Source organism: Pseudarthrobacter cremeus, assembly GCF_051857465.1.
Classification (GTDB): domain Bacteria; phylum Actinomycetota; class Actinomycetes; order Actinomycetales; family Micrococcaceae; genus Arthrobacter.
Genome location: NZ_JBPZHC010000004.1, coordinates 1 through 19,065 on the forward strand (window position 1 = coordinate 1; position 19,065 = coordinate 19,065).

The window sequence follows — 19,065 nt, forward strand, 5'->3', positions numbered from 1 at the left end:
TCGCCACCAGCGTGAGGCGCCACGAAGAACAGCTCCGGAAACTGACCACCCGAAACAGCTAAATCCTTAACCGGCCAATCCCCGGCATCCCGGCATATTAGCCGGATAATGCTACGACAACGCGGTCATGGAGAACTTCTTCGGTCACCTCAAGGAAGAACTCTTCCACCGCGTCCGATTCCTCAACACCGACGAACTGGCCGCTGCAATCAAGGACTACATCCACTAGAATCTAGACAAAGCTCGAAGGCCTGAGCCCGGTGCAATACCGGGCCCAAGCCCTCGCAGCTTAGGATCTCATTTAGCCAGTCCAACTTCTCGGGACCAGTTCAAACCCAAGAGTGCGCTGCCAAATATAAGCAAAAAGGCGGTGGACGGTAAATTTTCCGTCCATGCGCCTTTCTACATTCGGTATCAGCCCGCGCTTTGATCCAGCAATTCAAGCAAATATTTCCCGTAGCCGCTCTTCACCAGGGGTTCCGCCCGTTCCTGCAGCTCGGCGTCGCTCAGAAACCCCAGGCGCCACGAGATTTCCTCAGGGCAGCCGATGGACAAGCCCTGGCGCTTCTGCACGGTGTGGATAAATTCTGATGCCTCGTTCAGGGAATCGAAGGTTCCGGTATCCAGCCATGCGGTTCCGCGAGGCAGAATTTCCACTTGGAGTTTGCCCCGTTCCAAGTACACGCGGTTCACGTCCGTGATTTCCAGTTCGCCCCGCGGCGAGGGCTTGAGGTCCTTCGCAATCTGCAAAACATCGTTATCATAGAAATAGAGGCCGGGAACCGCATAGTGGCTCTTAGGCTTGGCAGGCTTTTCTTCCAGGGAGACGGCTTTGCCTTCGGCATCGAATTCCACTACACCGTAGGCTGAGGGATCAGCAACCCAATATCCGAAGACCGCGCCGCCGTCAATATCCGAGAACCGGCGCAACTGCGTGCCCATGCCGCGCCCGTAAAAAATATTGTCCCCCAGCACCAGGGCTACCGGTCCGTTGCCGATGTGCTCGGAGCCGAGGATGAAGGCTTGGGCCAGCCCATCAGGAGAAGGTTGCTGTGTGTATGTAATATTCACACCGAACTGCGAGCCATCGCCAAGGAGTCGCTGGAACTGGTCCGCATCGTGGGGGGTGGTGATGATCAGGATGTCGCGGATGCCAGCCAGTATGAGTGTGGAAAGCGGATAGTAGATCATCGGCTTGTCATAGACCGGCACCAGCTGCTTGCTGATGCCCAACGTAATGGGATGGAGTCTGGAGCCGGTACCGCCGGCAAGGATAATTCCGCGCATGCAACCCATCTTTCCCTTTGATTCGGAGTCCCGCCAAATCCGGTAACCTATGAAACTATGCAGCGACTTCTCGTAACCGGCGGCGCCGGGTTCATAGGTTCGAATTTTGTCCATTATGTAATGACCAATACGGACAACTATGTCACCGTACTGGACAAGCTCACCTACGCCGGCAATCGGGAGTCACTAGCGCACCTGCCCGAGGACCGTTTCGCTTTCGTCGAGGGTGACATCACCGACGCCGTGGTCGTGGACGGCCTTGTGGCCTCCGCTGACGTTGTAGTCCACTACGCAGCCGAGTCCCATAACGACAACTCCTTGCACGACCCCCGCCCCTTCCTGGACACGAACATCATTGGAACCTACACGCTGATCGAAGCCGCTCGAAAGCACAATAAGCGCTTCCATCACATCTCCACCGATGAGGTCTACGGTGATCTGGAACTGGATGACTCACAGCGGTTCACCGAGGACACCCCGTACAACCCCTCCAGCCCCTACTCCTCCACTAAAGCAGGCTCAGATCTCCTGGTCCGCGCCTGGGTGCGGTCCTTTGGGCTGCAGGCCACCATCAGCAACTGCTCGAACAACTACGGCCCCTACCAACACGTGGAAAAGTTCATTCCGCGCCAGATCACCAACGTGATCGACGGGATCCGGCCCAAGCTCTATGGCAAGGGTGAGAACGTCCGGGACTGGATCCACGCGAATGACCACTCCTCCGCCGTGCTGGCGATCATAGAAAAGGGCGTCATTGGAGAGACCTACTTGATTGGTGCCGACGGCGAAAAGAACAACAAGGAAGTCGTCGAACTCATCCTTGAACACATGGGCCAGGCCCGTGACGCGTATGATCACGTTGTGGACCGCCCCGGCCACGACTTGCGCTATGCCATCGACTCCACCAAGCTCCGCAAGGAGCTCGGTTGGAAGCCCGAATTCTCTAACTTCGACGCCGGCATCGAAGACACCATCGCCTGGTACCGCAACAACCAGGATTGGTGGCGCCCGCAAAAGGCCGCCACAGAAGCCAAATACAAGGAGCAGGGCCAATAAGCATGGAGTTTCAAAAGAAACTCGCAGGCGCCGAAACGCCGATTCCCGGCGTCGTTGTCTACGACCTTCCGGTCTACGGCGACAACCGCGGCTGGTTCAAGGAGAACTGGCAGCGGGAGAAAATGATTGCCGCTGGCCTGCCGGATTTCAGACCCGTCCAAAACAACATCTCGTTCAACGATAAAGTCGGAACCACCCGCGGCATCCACGCCGAACCCTGGGACAAGTTCATTTCGGTGGCCACCGGACGGATCTTTGGCGCCTGGGTGGACCTCCGCGAAGGCCCGTCCTTCGGGTCGGTTTTCACAACGGAAATTGACCCCAGCAAGGCCATCTTTATCCCCCGGGGCGTCGCCAATTCTTACCAGACACTGGAAGATAACACCTCCTACGTTTACTTGGTCAACGACCACTGGTCAGCGGACGCCGATTACACCTTCGTGAACCTGGCCGACGAGACTACAAACATCCAGTGGCCCATCCCTCTCAACGAAGCGGAAGTGTCAGACAAGGACCTTCGCCACCCGCGCCTGGCCGACGTCAAGCCCATGGGCCCCCGCAAGACCCTGATCCTGGGCGCGGACGGGCAACTCGGACGGGCCTTACGCTCGAAATACGAGGGCGACGACTCCGTGGAGTTCGCCGGCCGCCAGGAATTCGACGTCTTGGATCCGGAGTCTTACACGACCCGGCACTGGGGAAGCTACAGCACCATCATCAATGCCGCAGCCTACACGGCGGTGGACGCCGCTGAGACAGAGGCGGGACGAGAGGCCGCGTGGGCAATCAACGCGACCGCAGTCAGCCGGTTGGCCCGGGTTGCAGCGGAACATTCGCTTACACTCGTGCATGTCTCCAGCGACTACGTCTTTGACGGGAGCCGGACTGTACACACCGAGGACGAACCGCTCACGCCATTAGGTGTTTACGGCCAAAGCAAAGCCGCGGGCGACGCCATCGTCAGCACGGTCCCCCGGCACTACGTAGTCCGCACCAGTTGGGTCATCGGCGAAGGCAATAACTTCGTCCGCACCATGGCCGCCCTGGCTGGTCGCGGCATCCACCCTGCTGTCGTCGACGACCAGATCGGCCGCCTAACCTTCGCCGATGACGTCGCCGAAGGCATCCAACACCTGCTCCAGACCAAGGCCCCGTTCGGAACCTACAACTTAAGCAACGACGGATCGGCCCAGTCCTGGGCTGAGATCGCCGCCGATGTCTTTGAGATCACCGGCGCCGAACGGTCGTTCGTCACCGGCATCAGCACCGCCGAGTACTTCAAGGACAAAGCTGCCGCCCCGCGGCCGCTGAACAGCGTCCTGGATCTTGGCAAAATCAAGGCCGCAGGATTCAGCCCAAGGAACGCCAAAATGGCCCTCACCCAGTATCTCAGCACGACCCAGGCATCCATCTAAGATCCGGTAAAAGGAAGTTGCCGGGCACTGTCCAAACGGACGGCGCCCGGCTTTTCAATTGGCTTTCCCGGAGTTCCTGTCTAGCTGCTTCGCCTGCGGGATTGGACGAGGTCGTACAGCGTCCACAACACCAAGCCACCCACGCCGATGCACCACAAAGCCACGCCTACGGCCCAGCCAGGCGGGGTAAAACTGACTGACACAGTAGAACCGGCAGCACTCTCCGGAACGTCAAGGGTCAGCAGGAAACCGTCGACAGGGGAACTGATGTCGGCTCCGACGGCCTGATACCCTGGCCACGCCAACCGGCCAAGCGCCGCCCGACCGCCGCCGGAGGCAACCTGATCCACGCGGAGCGTGACCTCTGTGGCAGTGCGTCCGGTCTCTGTGAGCTTGGTGCCTGCCGATGTCCAAACCAGGCCCCCGGATGACTCTATTGGGACATCGCGGCTCCAGAGCGCGATTTCACCGTCGTCACTCACCTTGCGCCACCCGGCCGGAACTGACCTGATGCCCACGGGTTCCTGGCGGCCAACGTAGTTGTTTGAAGCAGTGGGAGGCTGGTTTCCCTCGAACGACTTCTTCAGGATTTGAATGTTGTCGATCCCAAGTTCGTCTGCCAGCAGCATGCCGGTCTCCTCACGCTCGTCGAAGAGACGGTCCAGGAGCTCAGCGCACGTGCCGCCCAGGTAGCGAAGGCATAAAGCCGAATTGTACTGCGTGTGCCCGATAAGCTGGTACCTGTTCAGGACGGACGCAGGGCTGAGGTACCAAGTATTGGCCATCAGGGTTCTGGACCAGGTCGACTCATCCTGCGGGTAGTCGAGAGGGTCCCCAACAACCAGAATCTCCCCCCTGACATCCGCCAGCACAGCCTTGGGAATCGCCGTGTCAGAAGGCATAGCCGAATCGGATAACGGGCTCGCAGGTGTTATTCGGTACTGCAACAGAGTGGTCCCAAACGTCACGGCGAGACAGACGACGGCGACGGACGAGGCCACCGACCATTGACTCAACGGCAGGGTGTTTCCCCGCATCCGCCACCACAGGACGCATATTGGGGCTATGGCAAGGATGCCAGCCAAAAAGATCGCGAGGTAGTGGTCAGGGTACTGAGCCCAGCCCCCGTAGACACCGAACGCGATGCCGCCAGTTGCTCCCAGCAGGGACAGCTTCGAGGGATGCTTAGCCACAGTGTGAGAGAGCAAGACAACACAAAGAAGGATGCAAACCAGAGCAAGGTAGGGCATAAAGCGGGCTGGGTAGCGGAGTGGACCAACCGTAGAGGGCAGCAGCACGAACATCAGAGAAAGCGCTGCAAAGAACAGGATGTCCCTGATCTGCGATGAGTGCCCCCGAATCCGGCGCCAGCTCAGGAATGCGACAAGTGGCAGGAACCAGGCTATATAAAGCGCCGGCGCTGGTGCGGAGAAGCCACCCCACCACCAGGACGGCATAAGGGGGTAGGCCGTGGCAATTGTTGAGCTCAGGAGACCACTGAGGTCCACTCCCATGTAGTCGTCGTTGGCGATGGCGGTGGTGCTGCGCGTGGTTACCGCCGCTGTCAGGACACCTGGAAGGTAGACCACGACTGCGACCAAGACCAGACTGAGTCCGATCGCCGCAGTGCGCCACGCGGTCCCCCATCGGCGCTTTAGCAGGGCATCCACGCCTACGGCTAACAGGACGAAGCCCACCGCCACTGTTCCTGCGACATACCCTATGGTGACCACGATATAACCTGCCAGAAAAGCCCAAAGCGGGCTCCGCCGGCCGTCACTGGCCGTCTTCAGCAGCATCCAGAAATAAGGGACAACAGCCCACGCGAGTTGTCCCGTGACCCACGAAGGTGCATCGAAGAACATGGTGAAGCCGTTCAAGGGCGAGGCGACACCTGCCACAAGAGCAAGGGCGGGTGGAACGTTGAACGACCTGCTCAACAAGTAGCAGCCCACCCCGCCGATCACCAGGAACGCGATTTTCAGGCTGGTTGTTACAGCAACCGCATCAGGGGCGAGGTAGACAATCACCCCAATAAGCATGATCAGCGGATTCCATGTTCCCCACTGCCCTTCAGCCGCATAGTTCCCGCTCGACCAGACTTGGGGATTGAGGATAGGCACAGTGCCGGAGAGCAACGACTCACCCAGGTGGTACCAGACTCCATATGCGCCATTCTCGGTGTCGTCCCAAAAATAGAACCGCGGTGTCCAGATCAGCGGAATCAGACTAAGGACCAAAACACTGACTGCGGTGGTGAGGACCCAAGGAAGAGAGCGCGCCGGGGCGTCTTTACTGTCGTGCATTACTTCCCTGTCCTTTGTTCCGGCGACAGCTATCCCGGCCTCGAGTCTCGCGATCCGGATCCGGGAGGCCGCAGGTACTCAGCCCGCTACCTTCCAGAGCGTAATCGTGGCCGCCTGGCCGCCGTTGCTATAACTGGCATCCGATAATTTCGTTCCGTTGACCTGGCCGTCCCAGCCGTCGGGGCATCCCGAGTCCGTCAGTACGTAGTGGATGGCCACCTTTTCCGCTGCATTCTGGGCAAAAGAGCCCTTCGAACGCTGCACGAGAATCTCACGGATGTCTTCTTCATTCTCTGGCCAGGCCAGGCCAAGGTTGTAGAAGGCGGTCGGCAGGCCGGTCAGGGCTTTCACGCGGAACGGGCTGATGCACGGATCAAACATCACGAGTTCGCCAGCTTGACCCTCCGCGTCCACCGCAACATGCAGGTCTGAGCCAGGTTCAGTCAGCGGCGTCGCTGCGGACTTTATCGCAAGAGCCTGCGGATCGTTAAAGCTGGCCGTGCCATATTCATGGACATAGTCCGAGAATTTCGAATAGTCCGAAAGGCTCACAGTAAAGGCAACCACCACCGCAACACATGCGGCCGCCACAACAATCGCGGATGTTCGTCCGGAGCCGGCAGCTACCGGCGCCGCAGAATCCATTGGATCGGGTGATTCAGACCCTCGTGGCTGCTGCTTCCGGACCGAGCTCCACAGCCGCCAACTGCGGACAACAACCTGGCAGAACACAGGAAGAGCGGCCGCAGTGACCATGGTGAAGCTGTCAATCCAGAACCGGTACGGCTCCTGGTTCGCACCCCACAGGTCATTGCTGGCAACCAGTGGCCAGGCAAGTACGGATCCGAGCGCGAATGCCAGCCAGGCTTTGTTTCGCCGCACCAATCCCGCCCAGAAGATCAGCGCCAGCATGAGCAACGGTATCAGCGCGCCCAACAGACCGGTCCCGAGCGGCACTCCCAGGGCATTGGATGACAGTTCCCGGTAGGTCAGGAAGTCATCCTTGTCGGCCAGCCCGAGCAGGGTTCCGAGGATCGTTGGCGACGCAGCCAACGCGAGGGCCACACAGGCGCCAATGACGGGGGCTCTGTAGTTCAGAAGGACCAGGATAAATCCGGGAGCGGCGGCAAGGAGACCTGCCATAAGCGTTACGAGAGGTCCTGCCTCGGCGGCGATAGTGGTACCGCACAGGAGAACTGCCACCAACAGCACTAGGCTCACCGCAGCGTGCCACTTCCGACCGTATTTCAGCAAGCCGTACGCGCCGGTTGCATAGACGAGGAGGTAGACGGCCGTGAGGAACGAGTACGTTTGCACATTTGCCAGCGCACCGACAGCAGCAGCGGCAATGATCACGACGGCAGTACGGGTCTTCGCGCCAGCCTGCGCCCTGCCGTCCAACAAAGGAAACGTGACGCCGATGAGGAGACAGATGGCGGTAACGGCAATGGACAGTGCGGCGGATTCACCGTTGAGCGTGAACAGCACGCCAAACGTGCCCCAGAGAACACCGTGATTGTCCAGCGAGTGGTGCCAGTTGCCGGTAGCTGCCACGGCAAATGTGCCGATGATGCTGGGCACGAACCCCAGGACGCCCAGCACGGGCAGGCCGGTCAGCCGAATCAGCAACCAGCTGATGGCCGCCACCATGACGAACTGAAACGCGAGGCCCGCAATTTGCCACGTACCAATGAGATCGGTGTTAAAAAGGCGGGCCAAGAGGCCAAGGAATACATAGTAGAGCCGGGGATAATGGTTAGTTCCAGTTTCGGTGAACGGTTCGACGGCTGCCATGTTGCCGTTCTTGACGTTCACTGCGATGGCCAGGTAGGAGTACTGGTCATAGGGGAAATACTGGCGGAAGTTGTTCCAGCTGAATCCTGTGCTCGTAGTCAGCGGGCGGACCTGAAGTACCCAGTACATAAGGCCAGACAGTGCTATGGCGGCTGCCGAGGTCACATACTGCCAGCGCCTCCGACAGTTTTTGGCAGCTATCTGCTGTGTCATTCCGCTGGATACCCCGACATTTTCCGTTGATTTTCTAAGCAGCTTCCCGGAGGCTGCTCGGTTACAAGTAAAGATTCTAAGGCCTGCGGTCGCCCGGGCCAGCCTCCACGCCTGGCCACGCGTCACACTGCATTGTCGTCAAACCGGTAGACTCTGTGCACATGACCAACGCAGTGACAGGCTCTTCGGCCGGCACCCACCGTATTTCCGTCGTCGTCCCTGTTTACCAAGGTGAGAAGACCCTGCCGTCGGTCGTCGCGGAACTCATGGAACTGGCGGCACCGCAAATTTCGACCGCTGGCCACAGTTTTGTCATTGCAGAAGTCCTCCTCGTATTCGATCATGGCCCCGACGGTTCCGCTCAGGTCATCCGTGACCTCATAGCCCGCTACGACATCGTCCGCGGTGTGTGGTTGAGCCGGAATTTTGGACAGCATCCCGCCACGCTAGCCGGCATGGCATCCGCCGGAGGCGACTGGGTTGTCACGATGGACGAGGACGGCCAGCACGATCCCGCCGCAATTGGCGACATGCTGGACACCGCCATGGCCCGGCAGTCAACGTTGGTCTATGCCCTCCCCAGCAACAAACCCCCGCATGGATTCCTTCGCAATGCCGCCTCAAAGGGTGCGAAGAAGGTAGTGTCTGCACTCCTGTCCAGCAATGACGCCCCCAACTATCAGAGCTTCCGGCTGGTCACTGGTGAAGTTGCACGCTCTGTTGCTGCCTATGCCGGAAACGCCGTGTACCTCGACGTCGCTCTGGGTTGGATTGCTTCAAACGTCGCCACATGCCCGGTCGCGTTGCGCGAAGAAGGCGACCGTGCCTCCGGCTACCGGCTGCGAACGCTGTTGTCCCACTTCTGGCGGATGGTCATCTCCAGCGGTACCCGGGGATTGCGCCTGGTGAGCCTGATCGGGGCTATGTTCGCGTTCCTTGGCATTTGTCTGGCCATCTACCTCTTTATTTCATACCTCACCGGACACGGCGCGGGACAACAGGGCTGGACGTCCACCATGATCGTGATTCTCATCAGCACCGGGGCAATTCTGTTCTCGTTAGGGGTCATCGCCGAGTATGTCGGCGTTAACGTCAATATGGCCATGGGTAAGCCCGCCTACCTGATTGTGAGCGATCCAGCGGTGGGTCCCCTAGGGAGGACCCCTAGCGTGGCGTCTGCTGTGGACCGTGGAACAGCCCCAGCATCCGGGGGACACACGCCCAATGCCTGATCCGGTATGGGTCGTCGGTGCAGGCGGCTTGCTGGGGCGCGGTCTCGTCTCAGTTCTCAAATCGAGGGGCCATGCAGTATTGACGTCCTCAATTCCTTGGCATGATGCTGCGGCGGCCAAGGCTGCCTTGGCCGCTGGCGCCGAGCAGTTGAGAATCCTGGCTGACGGCAGGCCCTGGTTGATCGCGTGGTGCGCCGGTGCTGGAGTCACAGGAACATCCCAGGCGGAACTGGACTCCGAACTCGAGGTCTTCAAGTCCGCTCTGGGTTCTGTTGCCGGGGTCCTGTGCACGCCCGGTTCCGCTCCTGGCCGGTTTTTTCTCGCTTCATCTGCGGGCGGCGTTTATGCTGGCGCCCCGGACCCTCCGTTTTCGGAAGAGAGCATCCCGCAGCCGTTGGCTCCTTATGGATTTGCCAAACTTGCCGCGGAAAGCGCCGCCGCCGAGTTCGCGGCGGTGTCAGGCACCCGCATGTTGATTGGCCGGGTCGCCAATCTTTACGGGCCGGGACAAAACCTCGCCAAGCCCCAGGGCCTCATTTCAGTCTTCGCCAAGGCCCACCTGACCGGCCAGCCGGTTTCCGTCTACGTTTCGCTGGACACCCTCCGCGACTACATCTTTATAGACGACGCCGCAGCCCTGATAGCCGATTGCCTGGAGCGGCTCTCCGGACCCGACGTCGTCGCCGGGCAGGCCGTGACAAAGATCATCGCCACCCAGCGGGCGGACACCATCGGCGCGCTGATTGGCGCGTGCAAGACAGTCTTCAAACGGCGACCGCGAATTGTGCTTGGAGCGTCTCCCTTCGCGAAGGCGCAGGCGCACGATCTCAGGCTCAGGTCGGTCGTGTGGACTGAACTCGACAACCGCCAGTTCACTCCCCTACCCGTCGGAATCGATGCAACCGTCCGCGACATGCAGACTTTACGAAGCGCTTCAGGGTCCTTATAGCGATGCGGCGCCGCCGTCCGCGTGCACAGCGAACTCTAGGGTCGTGCGCTCGTTCGGTACCCTAGATGGAGCGTTAGCAACAGAAAGAGACTGTGCCGATTTGAATATTCAAGAACGACCCAGAGTGGTCCGGACAGCAAGTCCTGGATGGCTGTGGGCCCTTGCCACGCCGGTGGTCTCCATCTTGGCTGCGTTGGTGCCGGTCATTTTCAACCACCGCTTCTACTTCTACGATGACACCCAGATCGGCGCATATCCCATTTGGCGCGAAATCGGAGAACTGCTCCGCTCCGGCCAGTGGCCGTTTTTCAGCGCCGAAGGCTGGCAGGCCGGCAACTACGCCGCCGAGGGCCAGTGGGGAATTTTCAGCCCCGTAACGCTGGGCATAGGCTTGGCATCCACGTTTTTTTCCAACGCCCTAATTTTCTCCACCTTGGTCAAGGTGGCCCTTTTGGCCGTTGCCAGCGTTGGCATTTACCTGGTCAGCCGAAACCTCGGCGCGCGGGCCCCGTGGGCGTTCGTGGCCGGGGTAACCTCCACACTGGCTGGATTTACCGTTTATCTCGACTCCTCGTCCTGGGTGACCGGCCTGATGGTTTGGGCGTTCCTGCCCTTTGTCTGGTGGTCTCTGCGCAGGATGTGCTACCAGCAGAAGTCGCCACTGACCGTCCTTATCTCCGGCTACTGCCTCGTCACCGTCGGGTATGTCCATGGCACTATCATGATGGTTCTTCTCTTTGTCGCCGTCATTTTTGAATTGCTGGTTCGCCGGGACTTTAAGTCCCTGTTGAAGACGGTGTCTTCCGGCGCCCTTCTTGGCTTAGTGGCATTGGCCGTCTACCTGCCCGGAGTCCTTACCCTGCATAGCACCGCGCGCTCACAGGGTGTGGCAAACACCAACTTTCTGACTGTTGACCTAACCGGTCTGGCCGGGTCAGCGCTTCCAAGCAATCTTCCCCAGGTTGCATCCTGGTGGTGGGGGCCATTCGCTCCTGCACCGCTGACGTACATTGGTTGGTTCCTCCCGCTGTTTGCCTTGGTCAACTTCCAGCAGTTGAGGCGCCTTACGCCAGGGATAGCGAGTGTCACGGTATTCCTGCTGTTGTCCCTGGTGCTTACGCTTGCTCCCAGCGACCTTGGGCCGCTCCGGACTCCTGTCCGATTGATGCCGTATGTCTGCCTCGCCGCCATTGTCCTCCTGTGCGTGGCGCTGTCGCTGGCAAGGGTCCTCGTGGTCTCCCGAACGCGCTGGCTCAGCACCATGGCCGTGTTCCTAGCGAGCGTATACCTGGGGTGGACGGGCAAACCGGAATTGTGGAGCGTCAGCGCACGCATGATACTGATCATGGCGATCGGTTTTGCACTGACTGCCTTGGCACTGCGGGCGATGCATTCCAAAATCAGGGCCGACCGCCTGGTCGCCGCCGTCCTGGTCGCGACTTCTTTGGCGCTGGCCTTCCCGCAGCATTACTACTTCCCCAACCCGCCGGTTCAAGACTTCAAACTGCCAGCGGACACGTCGAAATACTCCACACAGCTCTCCGGCGCCAAGGGCCAGGCGGTCGTTGTGGGTACGCCGTCCGCCCTTGACCCGTCGATCTGGAACGAGTCCCTTGTGGGCAACATGTGGTATCTGAACCCTGGATCAGTGCACAACCTCTACAGCCCCATCCAGAACGCGGCCTACTCGCAGGACCTCTGCATCGCCTCCCGTGGCGAGACCTGTAAAGAGCTCAGCACCAAGCTGTTTGAGATCGATCCGACATCGGGCAAGCCGCTCGCAGACCTCCTTCGCGTGGACACTGTTCAGATAGTCCGCGACGCGGCCGACGCCGCCGGTGCCGAACTCGCCGCCGTGCCGCCGTCGGGGTGGTCCGTTGCGTCCCGCACTCCTAACACGGTGATGTGGACGCGGGACGTCGCCCTTGGTTCAGTAGGTGCGCCCGTACACGCCTCTGAGGGAACTGACATCGCTCCGATATCCAATTCCAGCACCCAGGTCACTTTCAAGGTAAACGAGGTCCCTTCGTCCGGCGGAACCGTTACGCTGAGCCGCATCGCCTGGCCAGGCTATACCGCCGACGGCGCCAGCATCGGCGATCCTCTACGCGGTTACCTCCTGACGGTCAACGTGGCTCCTAACATGGCTGGCAAGACCGTAACCGTCTCGTTCGAGCCGCCCGGCTGGACCATTGAAATCGCATCCCTCGCCGCCGCACTGCTTCTCGGAGTCGTCTGGTCCCTTATGCATTCGCTGCGCGGCCGACGCCGGACCAGCTCCCCTGATGAGCCGTCCTCGTGGACTACCCGCGGCACCGTAACTTCCGTCCCCCGCCCCCTAGTTACTCCTGGGCCCCGCTCCGGCGAGGCAAAGCAGATATACGCCATGAGAAAAGAGGCCAAATAGTGGCTGTCCATCCGCCGACAGCGGACGAGCCTGTGCGCGGCATCCATTCCGGACCGCCAGGCCCACTGATTAAGATCGTCAAGGATCAGCGCATAGCGTTTCTGCTCGTTGGGGGCGCCAACACCGCCTTCAGCACCGGTCTCTTCATCGTGTTGGCCTTAACTTTTCCCCACGCACCGTCGTTCATCCTCCTGTCAGTGTCGTGGACTGTTTCGCTCGTCGCCGTCTTCTTCGTTTACCGGACGTTGGTATTCCGGGTCAAAGGACACGTCTGGCTCGACCTCGGCCGATTCGCGCTGGTCAACCTCACATCGCTGCTGGTAAACATCGGATTACTTTCGCTGTTCGCCGACCTGCTGCAGTTTCCAAGAATCCCCACCCAGTTGGCGATCACTCTGTTGTCCGTGATCATAAGCTACTTCGGTCACCGCCACTTTTCATTCCGTCGGAAGCATCCGCCGGAACAACCGCAAACAGCACCGATCAAAGGCCCCAAAGAGGAAGAGACGGCATGACCCCGAAAGTCTCCATAGTCATACCCGCATACAACAATGTCCAGTACATTGCTGAGACGCTTGATTCGGTTCTGAAACAGAGCTATGACGACTACGAGGTGGTCATAGCCGACCACTCCTCAGTTGACGGAACCAAGGACGTCATCGACGGCTACAGGGGCCACCCGAGGCTCCGCATCCTGAGCCCGACGCCTGCAGGCGGCGGTGCACAGGCTAACTGGAACAGAGTCAGCTCTGAAGCTAGAGGCACCTACCTCAAGCTGGTCTGCGGCGACGACATCATTTCACCCACAGCACTTGCAGAGCAGGTCGCAGCGTTCGAGGCGAATCCGTCAGCGGTGCTGGTCGCTAGCCAGCGAGATCTGGTCGACTCCAGCGGTGGCATTTTCATGAAGAACCGTGGACTCCAAGGGATTTCAGGACTGGTCAGCGGCACCAAGGCTGTACGCGCGACGGTGATCGCCGGAGCCAACATCTTCGGGGAACCGGCTTGCGTCATGTTCCGCCGGGACCTGTTGGAGAAGGAAGGCGGCTGGGACAACACCCATCCGTACCTCATCGATGAGGCAACTTACGCCCGCATCTGCTTCCATGGTGACGTCGTCGCAATTCGCCGCAGCCTTGCCCACTTCCGCATCAGTGCCAGCCAATGGAGCGTGCGGCTGGCGAGGCAGCAGTCAGACCAAGCCATCGCATTCCACAAAGACATAGCGTTAACGCACCCAGGTGTACTCAGCCGATTCGACCTGCTGACGGGCAACCTGAAGGCCGTGGCCATGTCCTATGCCCGCCGGCTGGCTTACATGCGGCTTCGCAAACGTATGGGCCATGAGCACGCAGTGGAAAGTACTGTCTAGCCTTGGGATTTCATGGCTGCTCTCTCAGGTTGGCGTTTCAGGGAATGGGTGCTCTGAATTGGGAAAATAGTGGTTGTCCAGACCCTTATTTGCCGACCGAGGGAGCACCTTTTCGATGCAAAATCTACCTCCGTTCTCCTCCCCTGCCGGTCAGCTTCACCGGCCAGTCGCTGGCTCCAACGCACTAAGGCAGTTTGGTTCAGGACCGGTGTGACGGCTTGAACCAAGACCACCCACGACTCGCCGGTTGCTAGTGACGGTTTAAGTCATGACCACTCCCATTGTTGTTTTCATCTGATGAAAACAGCGTTGGGAGGTCCGGATGACAGGGCCGGCAGCGCCAGGAAGACGACCGGTGGGTTCTGTTCCGCTCGCACTATGGCTTCGATCCCTTCTACTGCCAGCCCGGCATCGCCGGGGGCGCATGAGAAGGGCGGTGTTGAGGGCGAGGTGGTGTGGTTCCGCCGGAACCGACTCTCGCCCATGCCCGTTGCTGAGTCTCTGGATGAGCTCAACGACCGGATCCGGGCTTGGGAAGTCCTGGACGATGCCCGGCGGATCAATGACAGGATCCGCACCACCGGCCAAGACTTCGCCGCCGAGCAGCCGTTCTTGTCGCCGCTACCAGCAGATGAGTTTGATCCGGGGCTGGTGCTGACGCCGCGGGTGGATAGGTCTTCGATGATCACCGTGCGGATGGTGAAGTACTTCGTCCCGGCCCAGTTCATTGGCCGGAAAGTCCGGGTGTCCTTGCGGGCATCCGAGGTCGTGGTGTTCGACGGCCGTGCCGTGGCAGTCAGGCATCAGCGGATCGTTGCCAAGGTGGGCTGTCGGTCCAGTTGGATCACTATCTTGGAGGTCCTCAAGACCAAACCGGGCGCGCTGCCGGGGTCCACGGCGCTGGCGGGGCGCAACCGGGACCGGCCTCGTACTGGGCGTCGAAACCGGTGTGGACCTCGCGGGTTGCCCGAAGTGCGGCGTCGTCGCGGTCGGCCACGGACGCCGCCAGGTCCGGCTCCATAACATTCCCTGTTTCGGCCAGCCGGTGGGGCTGCTGTGGGCCAAACGTGTTTGGCGATGCCCGGACCCGGACTGCCCAAAAACAACATTCAGCGAAGAACACCCGCTGGCCGGACCATGGGCGAAACTCACCGCCCGAGCCGCCCACTGGGCGACCGACGCGCTGCAGCGGTTCGACACCTCGGTTCTCGGCCCTGGCCCACCAGCTCGGGGTTTCTTGGCACACCGTCTGGGACGCCATCAGAGCAGAAGCCACCCGCCGATCAGGAACTCCGATCGGCTCGCCGGTGTTGAGGCGCTCGGTGTTGATGAGCACGTCTAGTCACACACCGGCCCCCGGGATCCGGCATGGTCACCGGAATCGTGGACCACACCCGCGATGACCACGGCGTGGTGCACGCCCGGCTGCTTGACTTGGTTCCGGGCCGGTCCGGGAAGGCCTACGCCGACTGGCTCAAAGACCGTGGCCCTGGGTTCACCGCCGGGATCAAGACCGCGGCTCTGGATCCCTTCCGCGGCTGCGCTAACGGCGAGGCAATCACGCTGGACCGCAGCGACATCGACTGGTCCGAAAGCCTGCTGCTGATCCGCGAATCCAAATTCGGCAAATCCCGGCTGGTTCCACTTCACAGCACGGCCATGCAGGCACTTAGCGCATACGCCCAACTCCGCGACGAGCTCGAACCCCGACCAGAGGAGCAAAGCTTCTTCGTGTCCCAGACGCACAGACGCCTTTGCTGCGCTGTCGTATGCCAGACATTCCGTCAACTGGTCGATGCCGCCGGAGTCGGGCACGGGGCACCCTCGGCCCCGAGGCTTCACGATCTGCGGCACACTTTCGCGGTCCGCACGCTGCTCAGCTGGTATCGGACTGGTGAGGACGTGGAGGCGAAGCTTCCATGGCTATCGACTTACCTGGGCCACCGTGAACCGGCGTCGACCTACTGGTATCTTTCGGCTGCGCCGGAATTGCTGGCCCTGGCCGCGGCACGCCAAATTACCCGCTGGACGGCGGTGCGATCATGACGCTGATCGCACCGACTCTGCAGATATTCTTCACCGACAGGCTCGCCCAACAGCGCCAAGCCAGCCCGCGGACCATCGCCGCCTACCGGGACGCCCTGAAGCTGCTCCTCGAGTTCATCCACGCACGGACCGGCAAGTTGCCTTCAAAGCTGGATTGGGACGAGCTGGACGCGACCATGATCTCTAGATTCCTCAATCATCTGGAGACCACGCGGGGCAACAGCATCAGGACCCGAAACGTCCGCCTGACAGCCATCCGCTCCCTGTTCGCCTACGCCGCGTTGCGTCATCCGGAGCATGCGCTGCTGATCCAGTGTGTTCTCGCCATCCCGCCGAAGCGGTTCGACAAGCGCATCGTGACGTTCCTGACCCGGCCTGAAATCGACGCCATCGTCGCGGCCCCGGACCAATCCAGATGGGAGGGCCGGCGCGACAGGGCCCTGATGCTCCTCGCCATCCAGACGGGTCTGCGGGTCTCTGAACTGACGGGCCTGAATTGCGCCGATGTCACGCTGGGCACTGGCGCGAACGTCCGCTGCGAAGGCAAGGGACGCAAACAACGCGCTGTTCCACTCTCCATTCCCGTCGAGGGACTGCTGCGTTACTGGCTGGCCGAACGAGCCGGACAACCACACGAACCAGTGTTCCCGACTCGAACAGGGCGGCGGCTCTCCCGCGACGCCGTCGCGCAGCGGGTGAGCACACACGCAGCGACCGCGGCCCGAACATGTCCATCCCTATTGGGCAAGAAAATCCACCCTCACGTGTTTCGTCACAGTTGCGCGATGACTTTGCTCCAAGCAGGGGTAGACACGTCCGTGATCGCCCTCTGGCTCGGCCACGCCGGAGTCCGGTCCACCGACGCGTACGTCCATGCAGACATCATCATTAAGGAGAAAGCCCTCGCGCTGACCACGCCGGCATCCGCGAGCCCTGGTCGCGGCCACCCAACCGACAAGGTCCTCGCGTTCCTTGAGAGCCTGTAACTATGCCGAGCCACAAACCGCGGGAACCGCGCACACCATCCCGGGACGGCGGCAACTTCGGCATAGTGGCGGGCTCGGCATAGATCGATCTATGCGGACATCCGCATAGATCGACGACATCGGCCTGTTACCGGTGGCCACCGACGCTGCCGAAGGCCTCTACCGGGTCGTGGACGCAGCCTACGAAAAACGGTCCGTCGCGATCAGCTCCAACCTCCACCCCGCAGGCTTCGACGAGCTCATGCCCAAGACCTTCGCGACCGCGACCGTTGACCGGTTGCTGCACCACGCACATGTCTGCCAGACCAGCGGCGATTCCGTCCGTCTCACCCACCTGACTTGGCTCACGGGCCAGGATATTTCGGGAGGGTGCGGACGGCCTCGGGGGCGACCGGTGTGCAGATCGCGGAGTATGTGCGGGGCCGTCAGCGGATAGTGGAGCACGTCGGTTCGGCGCATACGGAAGCCGAACTCGGTGTCCTGCTGGAGCGTGCGCGCGAGTTGCTGGAGAATCCGGCGCAGGGCGTCCTTGAGCTTGGTGTCGAGCGCACGCCTCCAGTGAAGAATCTGGTTGCCCCTGCTGATAATCCGGGCCTGTTCGATATTGCCCGCCCGGCAGCAATTCCTGGGTGCAAGGGCCCTGCCCGCGTGGTGGGCACCGACTCCCGGTTGCTGTTCAATGCGTTGGCCTGGGCGTTCACGTCGTTGAAGTTCGATGGCCTCGGTGACGAGGTGTTCCGGGATCTGGTGATCGCCCGGGTCGTGGAATCAACTTCACTTCTGGATGCCGGCAGAGTCCTGCGGGGCCTCGGCCAGAGTCCTGCCAGCTACGCGACTATGAAGCGGACCCTTGCCCGGGCAGCTGCGGGTAAGTACCGCGACCGGGTCGCGACCTGGTGCTTCGAGCACGCCAGGACCGACGGGGACGTCTCACTGGTGCTCTATGACGTGACCACCTTGTATTTCGAGGCGGAGAAGGAAGACGAGCTGCGGAAAGTCGGGTACTCCAAGGAACGCCGCGTTGATCCCCAGATCGTTGTCGGTCTGCTGGTGGATCGCGGTGGGTTTCCGTTGGAGATCGGACGCTTCGAAGGCAACAAGGCCGAGACGGCAACCATGATCCCGATTATCAAGCAGTTCCAGGTCCGCCACGGCTTGGCCGACATGGTCGTCGTCGCCGACGCAGGCATGCTTTCAGCCGGCAATCTGCGCGAGCTGGATGAGGCGAACCTGCGGTTCATTGTCGGGTCCCGGATGACGAAAGCGCCGAACGATCTGGCCTCGCATTTCCGCTGGCACGGTGACGCGTTCAGCGACGGGCAGCTGATCAATACGGTCACCCCCAGGACCGGCCACACGAACGAGAACAACCCTGATCTGCGTGCCGAACCCGTCTGGGACCCTGCCGCGCACCCGGGATCCTGGCGGGCGGTGTGGGCCTACTCACGCAAGAGAGCTGTTCATGACAACACAACGCTCACGGCCCAGGAGAACCGGGCACGGGAGGTCATCGAGGGACAGAAATCAGCCCGGACCCCACAGTTCGTCAAGACCGCCGGCGGCAAACCGAGCCTGGACGAGGCCTCGATAGCGCGTGCCCGGCAACTCGTCGGACTGAAAGGCTACGTGACAAATATCCCTGCAAACATCATGCCCGCAGGGGAAGTAATCGGCTCCTACCACGACCTGTGGCATGTCGAGCAGTCGTTCCGGATGAGCAAAACTGACCTACGCGCCAGGCCCATGTTTCACCGCACCCGTGACGCGATCGAGGCGCACCTGACCATCGTGTTCACCGCGCTTGCGGTCTCCCGGACTGTCCAGAACAGGACAGGGCTGGCGATGCGTAACGTCATCCGACAACTCCGGCCCTTGCGCTCAGCGACCAGCGCCATCAACGGCACCACGCAGACATTCGCCCCCGATATTGCCGCCGAGCAGCAGGCCATTCTCGACGCCATCCGCAACCCAAAACTCACGCACTAACGAAATGAGCCAAGTC

The 19,065-nt window shown here is 60.9% G+C and carries 15 protein-coding genes and 2 pseudogenes; 14 read left to right on the top strand and 3 right to left on the bottom strand.

Going from position 1 to position 19,065, the window contains the following annotated elements:
- Window positions 1-109: 109 nt before the first annotated feature.
- Window positions 110-236: pseudogene (locus tag ACS5PJ_RS08575) on the top strand (IS3 family transposase); the annotation flags it as partial.
- 178 nt (window positions 237-414) lie between these two features.
- Here the strand turns inward: ACS5PJ_RS08575 and rfbA are convergent.
- The gene (gene rfbA, locus ACS5PJ_RS08580) at window positions 415-1,287 is read right to left on the bottom strand and encodes a glucose-1-phosphate thymidylyltransferase RfbA (protein ID WP_439434495.1); all 873 of its coding nucleotides are present in this window, start codon (window positions 1,285-1,287) and stop codon (window positions 415-417) included.
- Window positions 1,288-1,344: 57 nt separating this feature from the next.
- Between rfbA and rfbB the strand changes: the two genes are divergently transcribed.
- Window positions 1,345-2,343 carry a dTDP-glucose 4,6-dehydratase gene (gene rfbB / locus ACS5PJ_RS08585; RefSeq protein WP_439434496.1) on the top strand — a complete coding sequence of 333 codons (999 nt, stop codon included), beginning with the start codon at window positions 1,345-1,347 and terminating at the stop codon, window positions 2,341-2,343.
- Window positions 2,340-3,758 (top strand): sugar nucleotide-binding protein, encoded by a 1,419-nt coding sequence (locus ACS5PJ_RS08590; RefSeq protein WP_439434789.1) that lies wholly within the window; start codon window positions 2,340-2,342, stop codon window positions 3,756-3,758. The genes rfbB and ACS5PJ_RS08590 overlap by 4 nt, the downstream gene beginning before the upstream one ends.
- An 80-nt stretch (window positions 3,759-3,838) precedes the next feature.
- Here ACS5PJ_RS08590 and ACS5PJ_RS08595 read toward each other — a convergent pair whose 3' ends face one another.
- Together ACS5PJ_RS08595 and ACS5PJ_RS08600 are read right to left on the bottom strand one after the other, a co-directional pair.
- A complete protein-coding gene (locus ACS5PJ_RS08595; RefSeq protein WP_439434497.1) occupies window positions 3,839-6,064 on the bottom strand; it encodes a glycosyltransferase family protein in 2,226 nt (741 codons plus the stop codon).
- Window positions 6,065-6,142: 78 nt separating this feature from the next.
- Window positions 6,143-7,858, bottom strand: a complete 1,716-nt coding sequence (locus ACS5PJ_RS08600) for a hypothetical protein (protein WP_439434498.1) — start codon at window positions 7,856-7,858, stop codon at window positions 6,143-6,145.
- A gap of 374 nt (window positions 7,859-8,232) precedes the next feature.
- Here ACS5PJ_RS08600 and ACS5PJ_RS08605 point away from each other — a divergent pair, with 374 nt between their 5' ends.
- The 11 genes and pseudogenes from ACS5PJ_RS08605 to ACS5PJ_RS08655 all read left to right on the top strand — a co-directional run bounded on the left by ACS5PJ_RS08605 (window position 8,233) and on the right by ACS5PJ_RS08655 (window position 19,049).
- Window positions 8,233-9,303 carry a glycosyltransferase gene (locus ACS5PJ_RS08605; RefSeq protein ID WP_439434499.1) on the top strand — a complete coding sequence of 357 codons (1,071 nt, stop codon included), beginning with the start codon at window positions 8,233-8,235 and terminating at the stop codon, window positions 9,301-9,303.
- Window positions 9,296-10,252 carry an NAD-dependent epimerase/dehydratase family protein gene (locus ACS5PJ_RS08610; protein ID WP_439434500.1) on the top strand — a complete coding sequence of 319 codons (957 nt, stop codon included), beginning with the start codon at window positions 9,296-9,298 and terminating at the stop codon, window positions 10,250-10,252. The genes ACS5PJ_RS08605 and ACS5PJ_RS08610 overlap by 8 nt, the downstream gene beginning before the upstream one ends.
- A 124-nt stretch (window positions 10,253-10,376) precedes the next feature.
- Window positions 10,377-12,659: a hypothetical protein gene (locus ACS5PJ_RS08615; RefSeq protein WP_439434501.1), complete on the top strand. Its 2,283-nt coding sequence runs from the start codon at window positions 10,377-10,379 to the stop codon at window positions 12,657-12,659.
- The gene (locus ACS5PJ_RS08620) at window positions 12,659-13,174 is read left to right on the top strand and encodes a GtrA family protein (RefSeq protein WP_439434502.1); all 516 of its coding nucleotides are present in this window, start codon (window positions 12,659-12,661) and stop codon (window positions 13,172-13,174) included. The genes ACS5PJ_RS08615 and ACS5PJ_RS08620 overlap by 1 nt, the downstream gene beginning before the upstream one ends.
- Complete coding sequence (locus ACS5PJ_RS08625; protein ID WP_439434503.1) at window positions 13,171-14,031, top strand: glycosyltransferase family 2 protein; 861 nt, start codon at window positions 13,171-13,173, stop codon at window positions 14,029-14,031. Before ACS5PJ_RS08620 ends, ACS5PJ_RS08625 begins: the two co-directional genes overlap by 4 nt.
- A gap of 326 nt (window positions 14,032-14,357) precedes the next feature.
- Window positions 14,358-14,937: pseudogene (locus ACS5PJ_RS08630) on the top strand (Mu transposase domain-containing protein); the annotation flags it as partial.
- Window positions 14,938-14,980: 43 nt separating this feature from the next.
- Entirely contained in the window at window positions 14,981-15,373 is a 393-nt protein-coding gene (locus ACS5PJ_RS08635; RefSeq protein WP_439434504.1) for a transposase family protein, read from the top strand.
- Window positions 15,374-15,399: 26 nt separating this feature from the next.
- On the top strand, window positions 15,400-16,077 hold the full coding sequence (locus ACS5PJ_RS08640; RefSeq protein WP_439434505.1) for a tyrosine-type recombinase/integrase: 678 nt from the start codon (window positions 15,400-15,402) through the stop codon (window positions 16,075-16,077).
- Window positions 16,074-17,063 (top strand): tyrosine-type recombinase/integrase, encoded by a 990-nt coding sequence (locus ACS5PJ_RS08645; protein ID WP_439434506.1) that lies wholly within the window; start codon window positions 16,074-16,076, stop codon window positions 17,061-17,063. The genes ACS5PJ_RS08640 and ACS5PJ_RS08645 overlap by 4 nt, the downstream gene beginning before the upstream one ends.
- Before the next feature lie 118 nt (window positions 17,064-17,181).
- Complete coding sequence (locus ACS5PJ_RS08650; protein WP_439434790.1) at window positions 17,182-17,499, top strand: ATP-binding protein; 318 nt, start codon at window positions 17,182-17,184, stop codon at window positions 17,497-17,499.
- Entirely contained in the window at window positions 17,403-19,049 is a 1,647-nt protein-coding gene (locus tag ACS5PJ_RS08655; RefSeq protein ID WP_439434507.1) for an IS1634 family transposase, read from the top strand. Before ACS5PJ_RS08650 ends, ACS5PJ_RS08655 begins: the two co-directional genes overlap by 97 nt.
- The last annotated feature ends 16 nt before the right edge of the window (window positions 19,050-19,065 follow it).

Excerpts from the sequence above, each read along its gene's own strand:
- ACS5PJ_RS08640 (WP_439434505.1), top strand. The coding sequence starts at position 15,400 with ATGGTCACCGGAATCGTGGACCACACCCGCGATGACCACGGCGTGGTG.
- ACS5PJ_RS08595 (WP_439434497.1), bottom strand. The coding sequence starts at position 6,064 with ATGCACGACAGTAAAGACGCCCCGGCGCGCTCTCTTCCTTGGGTCCTC.
- ACS5PJ_RS08625 (WP_439434503.1), top strand. The coding sequence starts at position 13,171 with ATGACCCCGAAAGTCTCCATAGTCATACCCGCATACAACAATGTCCAG.
- ACS5PJ_RS08605 (WP_439434499.1), top strand. The coding sequence starts at position 8,233 with ATGACCAACGCAGTGACAGGCTCTTCGGCCGGCACCCACCGTATTTCC.
- ACS5PJ_RS08610 (WP_439434500.1), top strand. The coding sequence starts at position 9,296 with ATGCCTGATCCGGTATGGGTCGTCGGTGCAGGCGGCTTGCTGGGGCGC.
- rfbB (WP_439434496.1), top strand. The coding sequence starts at position 1,345 with ATGCAGCGACTTCTCGTAACCGGCGGCGCCGGGTTCATAGGTTCGAAT.
- ACS5PJ_RS08600 (WP_439434498.1), bottom strand. The coding sequence starts at position 7,858 with ATGGCAGCCGTCGAACCGTTCACCGAAACTGGAACTAACCATTATCCC.
- ACS5PJ_RS08645 (WP_439434506.1), top strand. The coding sequence starts at position 16,074 with ATGACGCTGATCGCACCGACTCTGCAGATATTCTTCACCGACAGGCTC.
- rfbA (WP_439434495.1), bottom strand. The coding sequence starts at position 1,287 with ATGCGCGGAATTATCCTTGCCGGCGGTACCGGCTCCAGACTCCATCCC.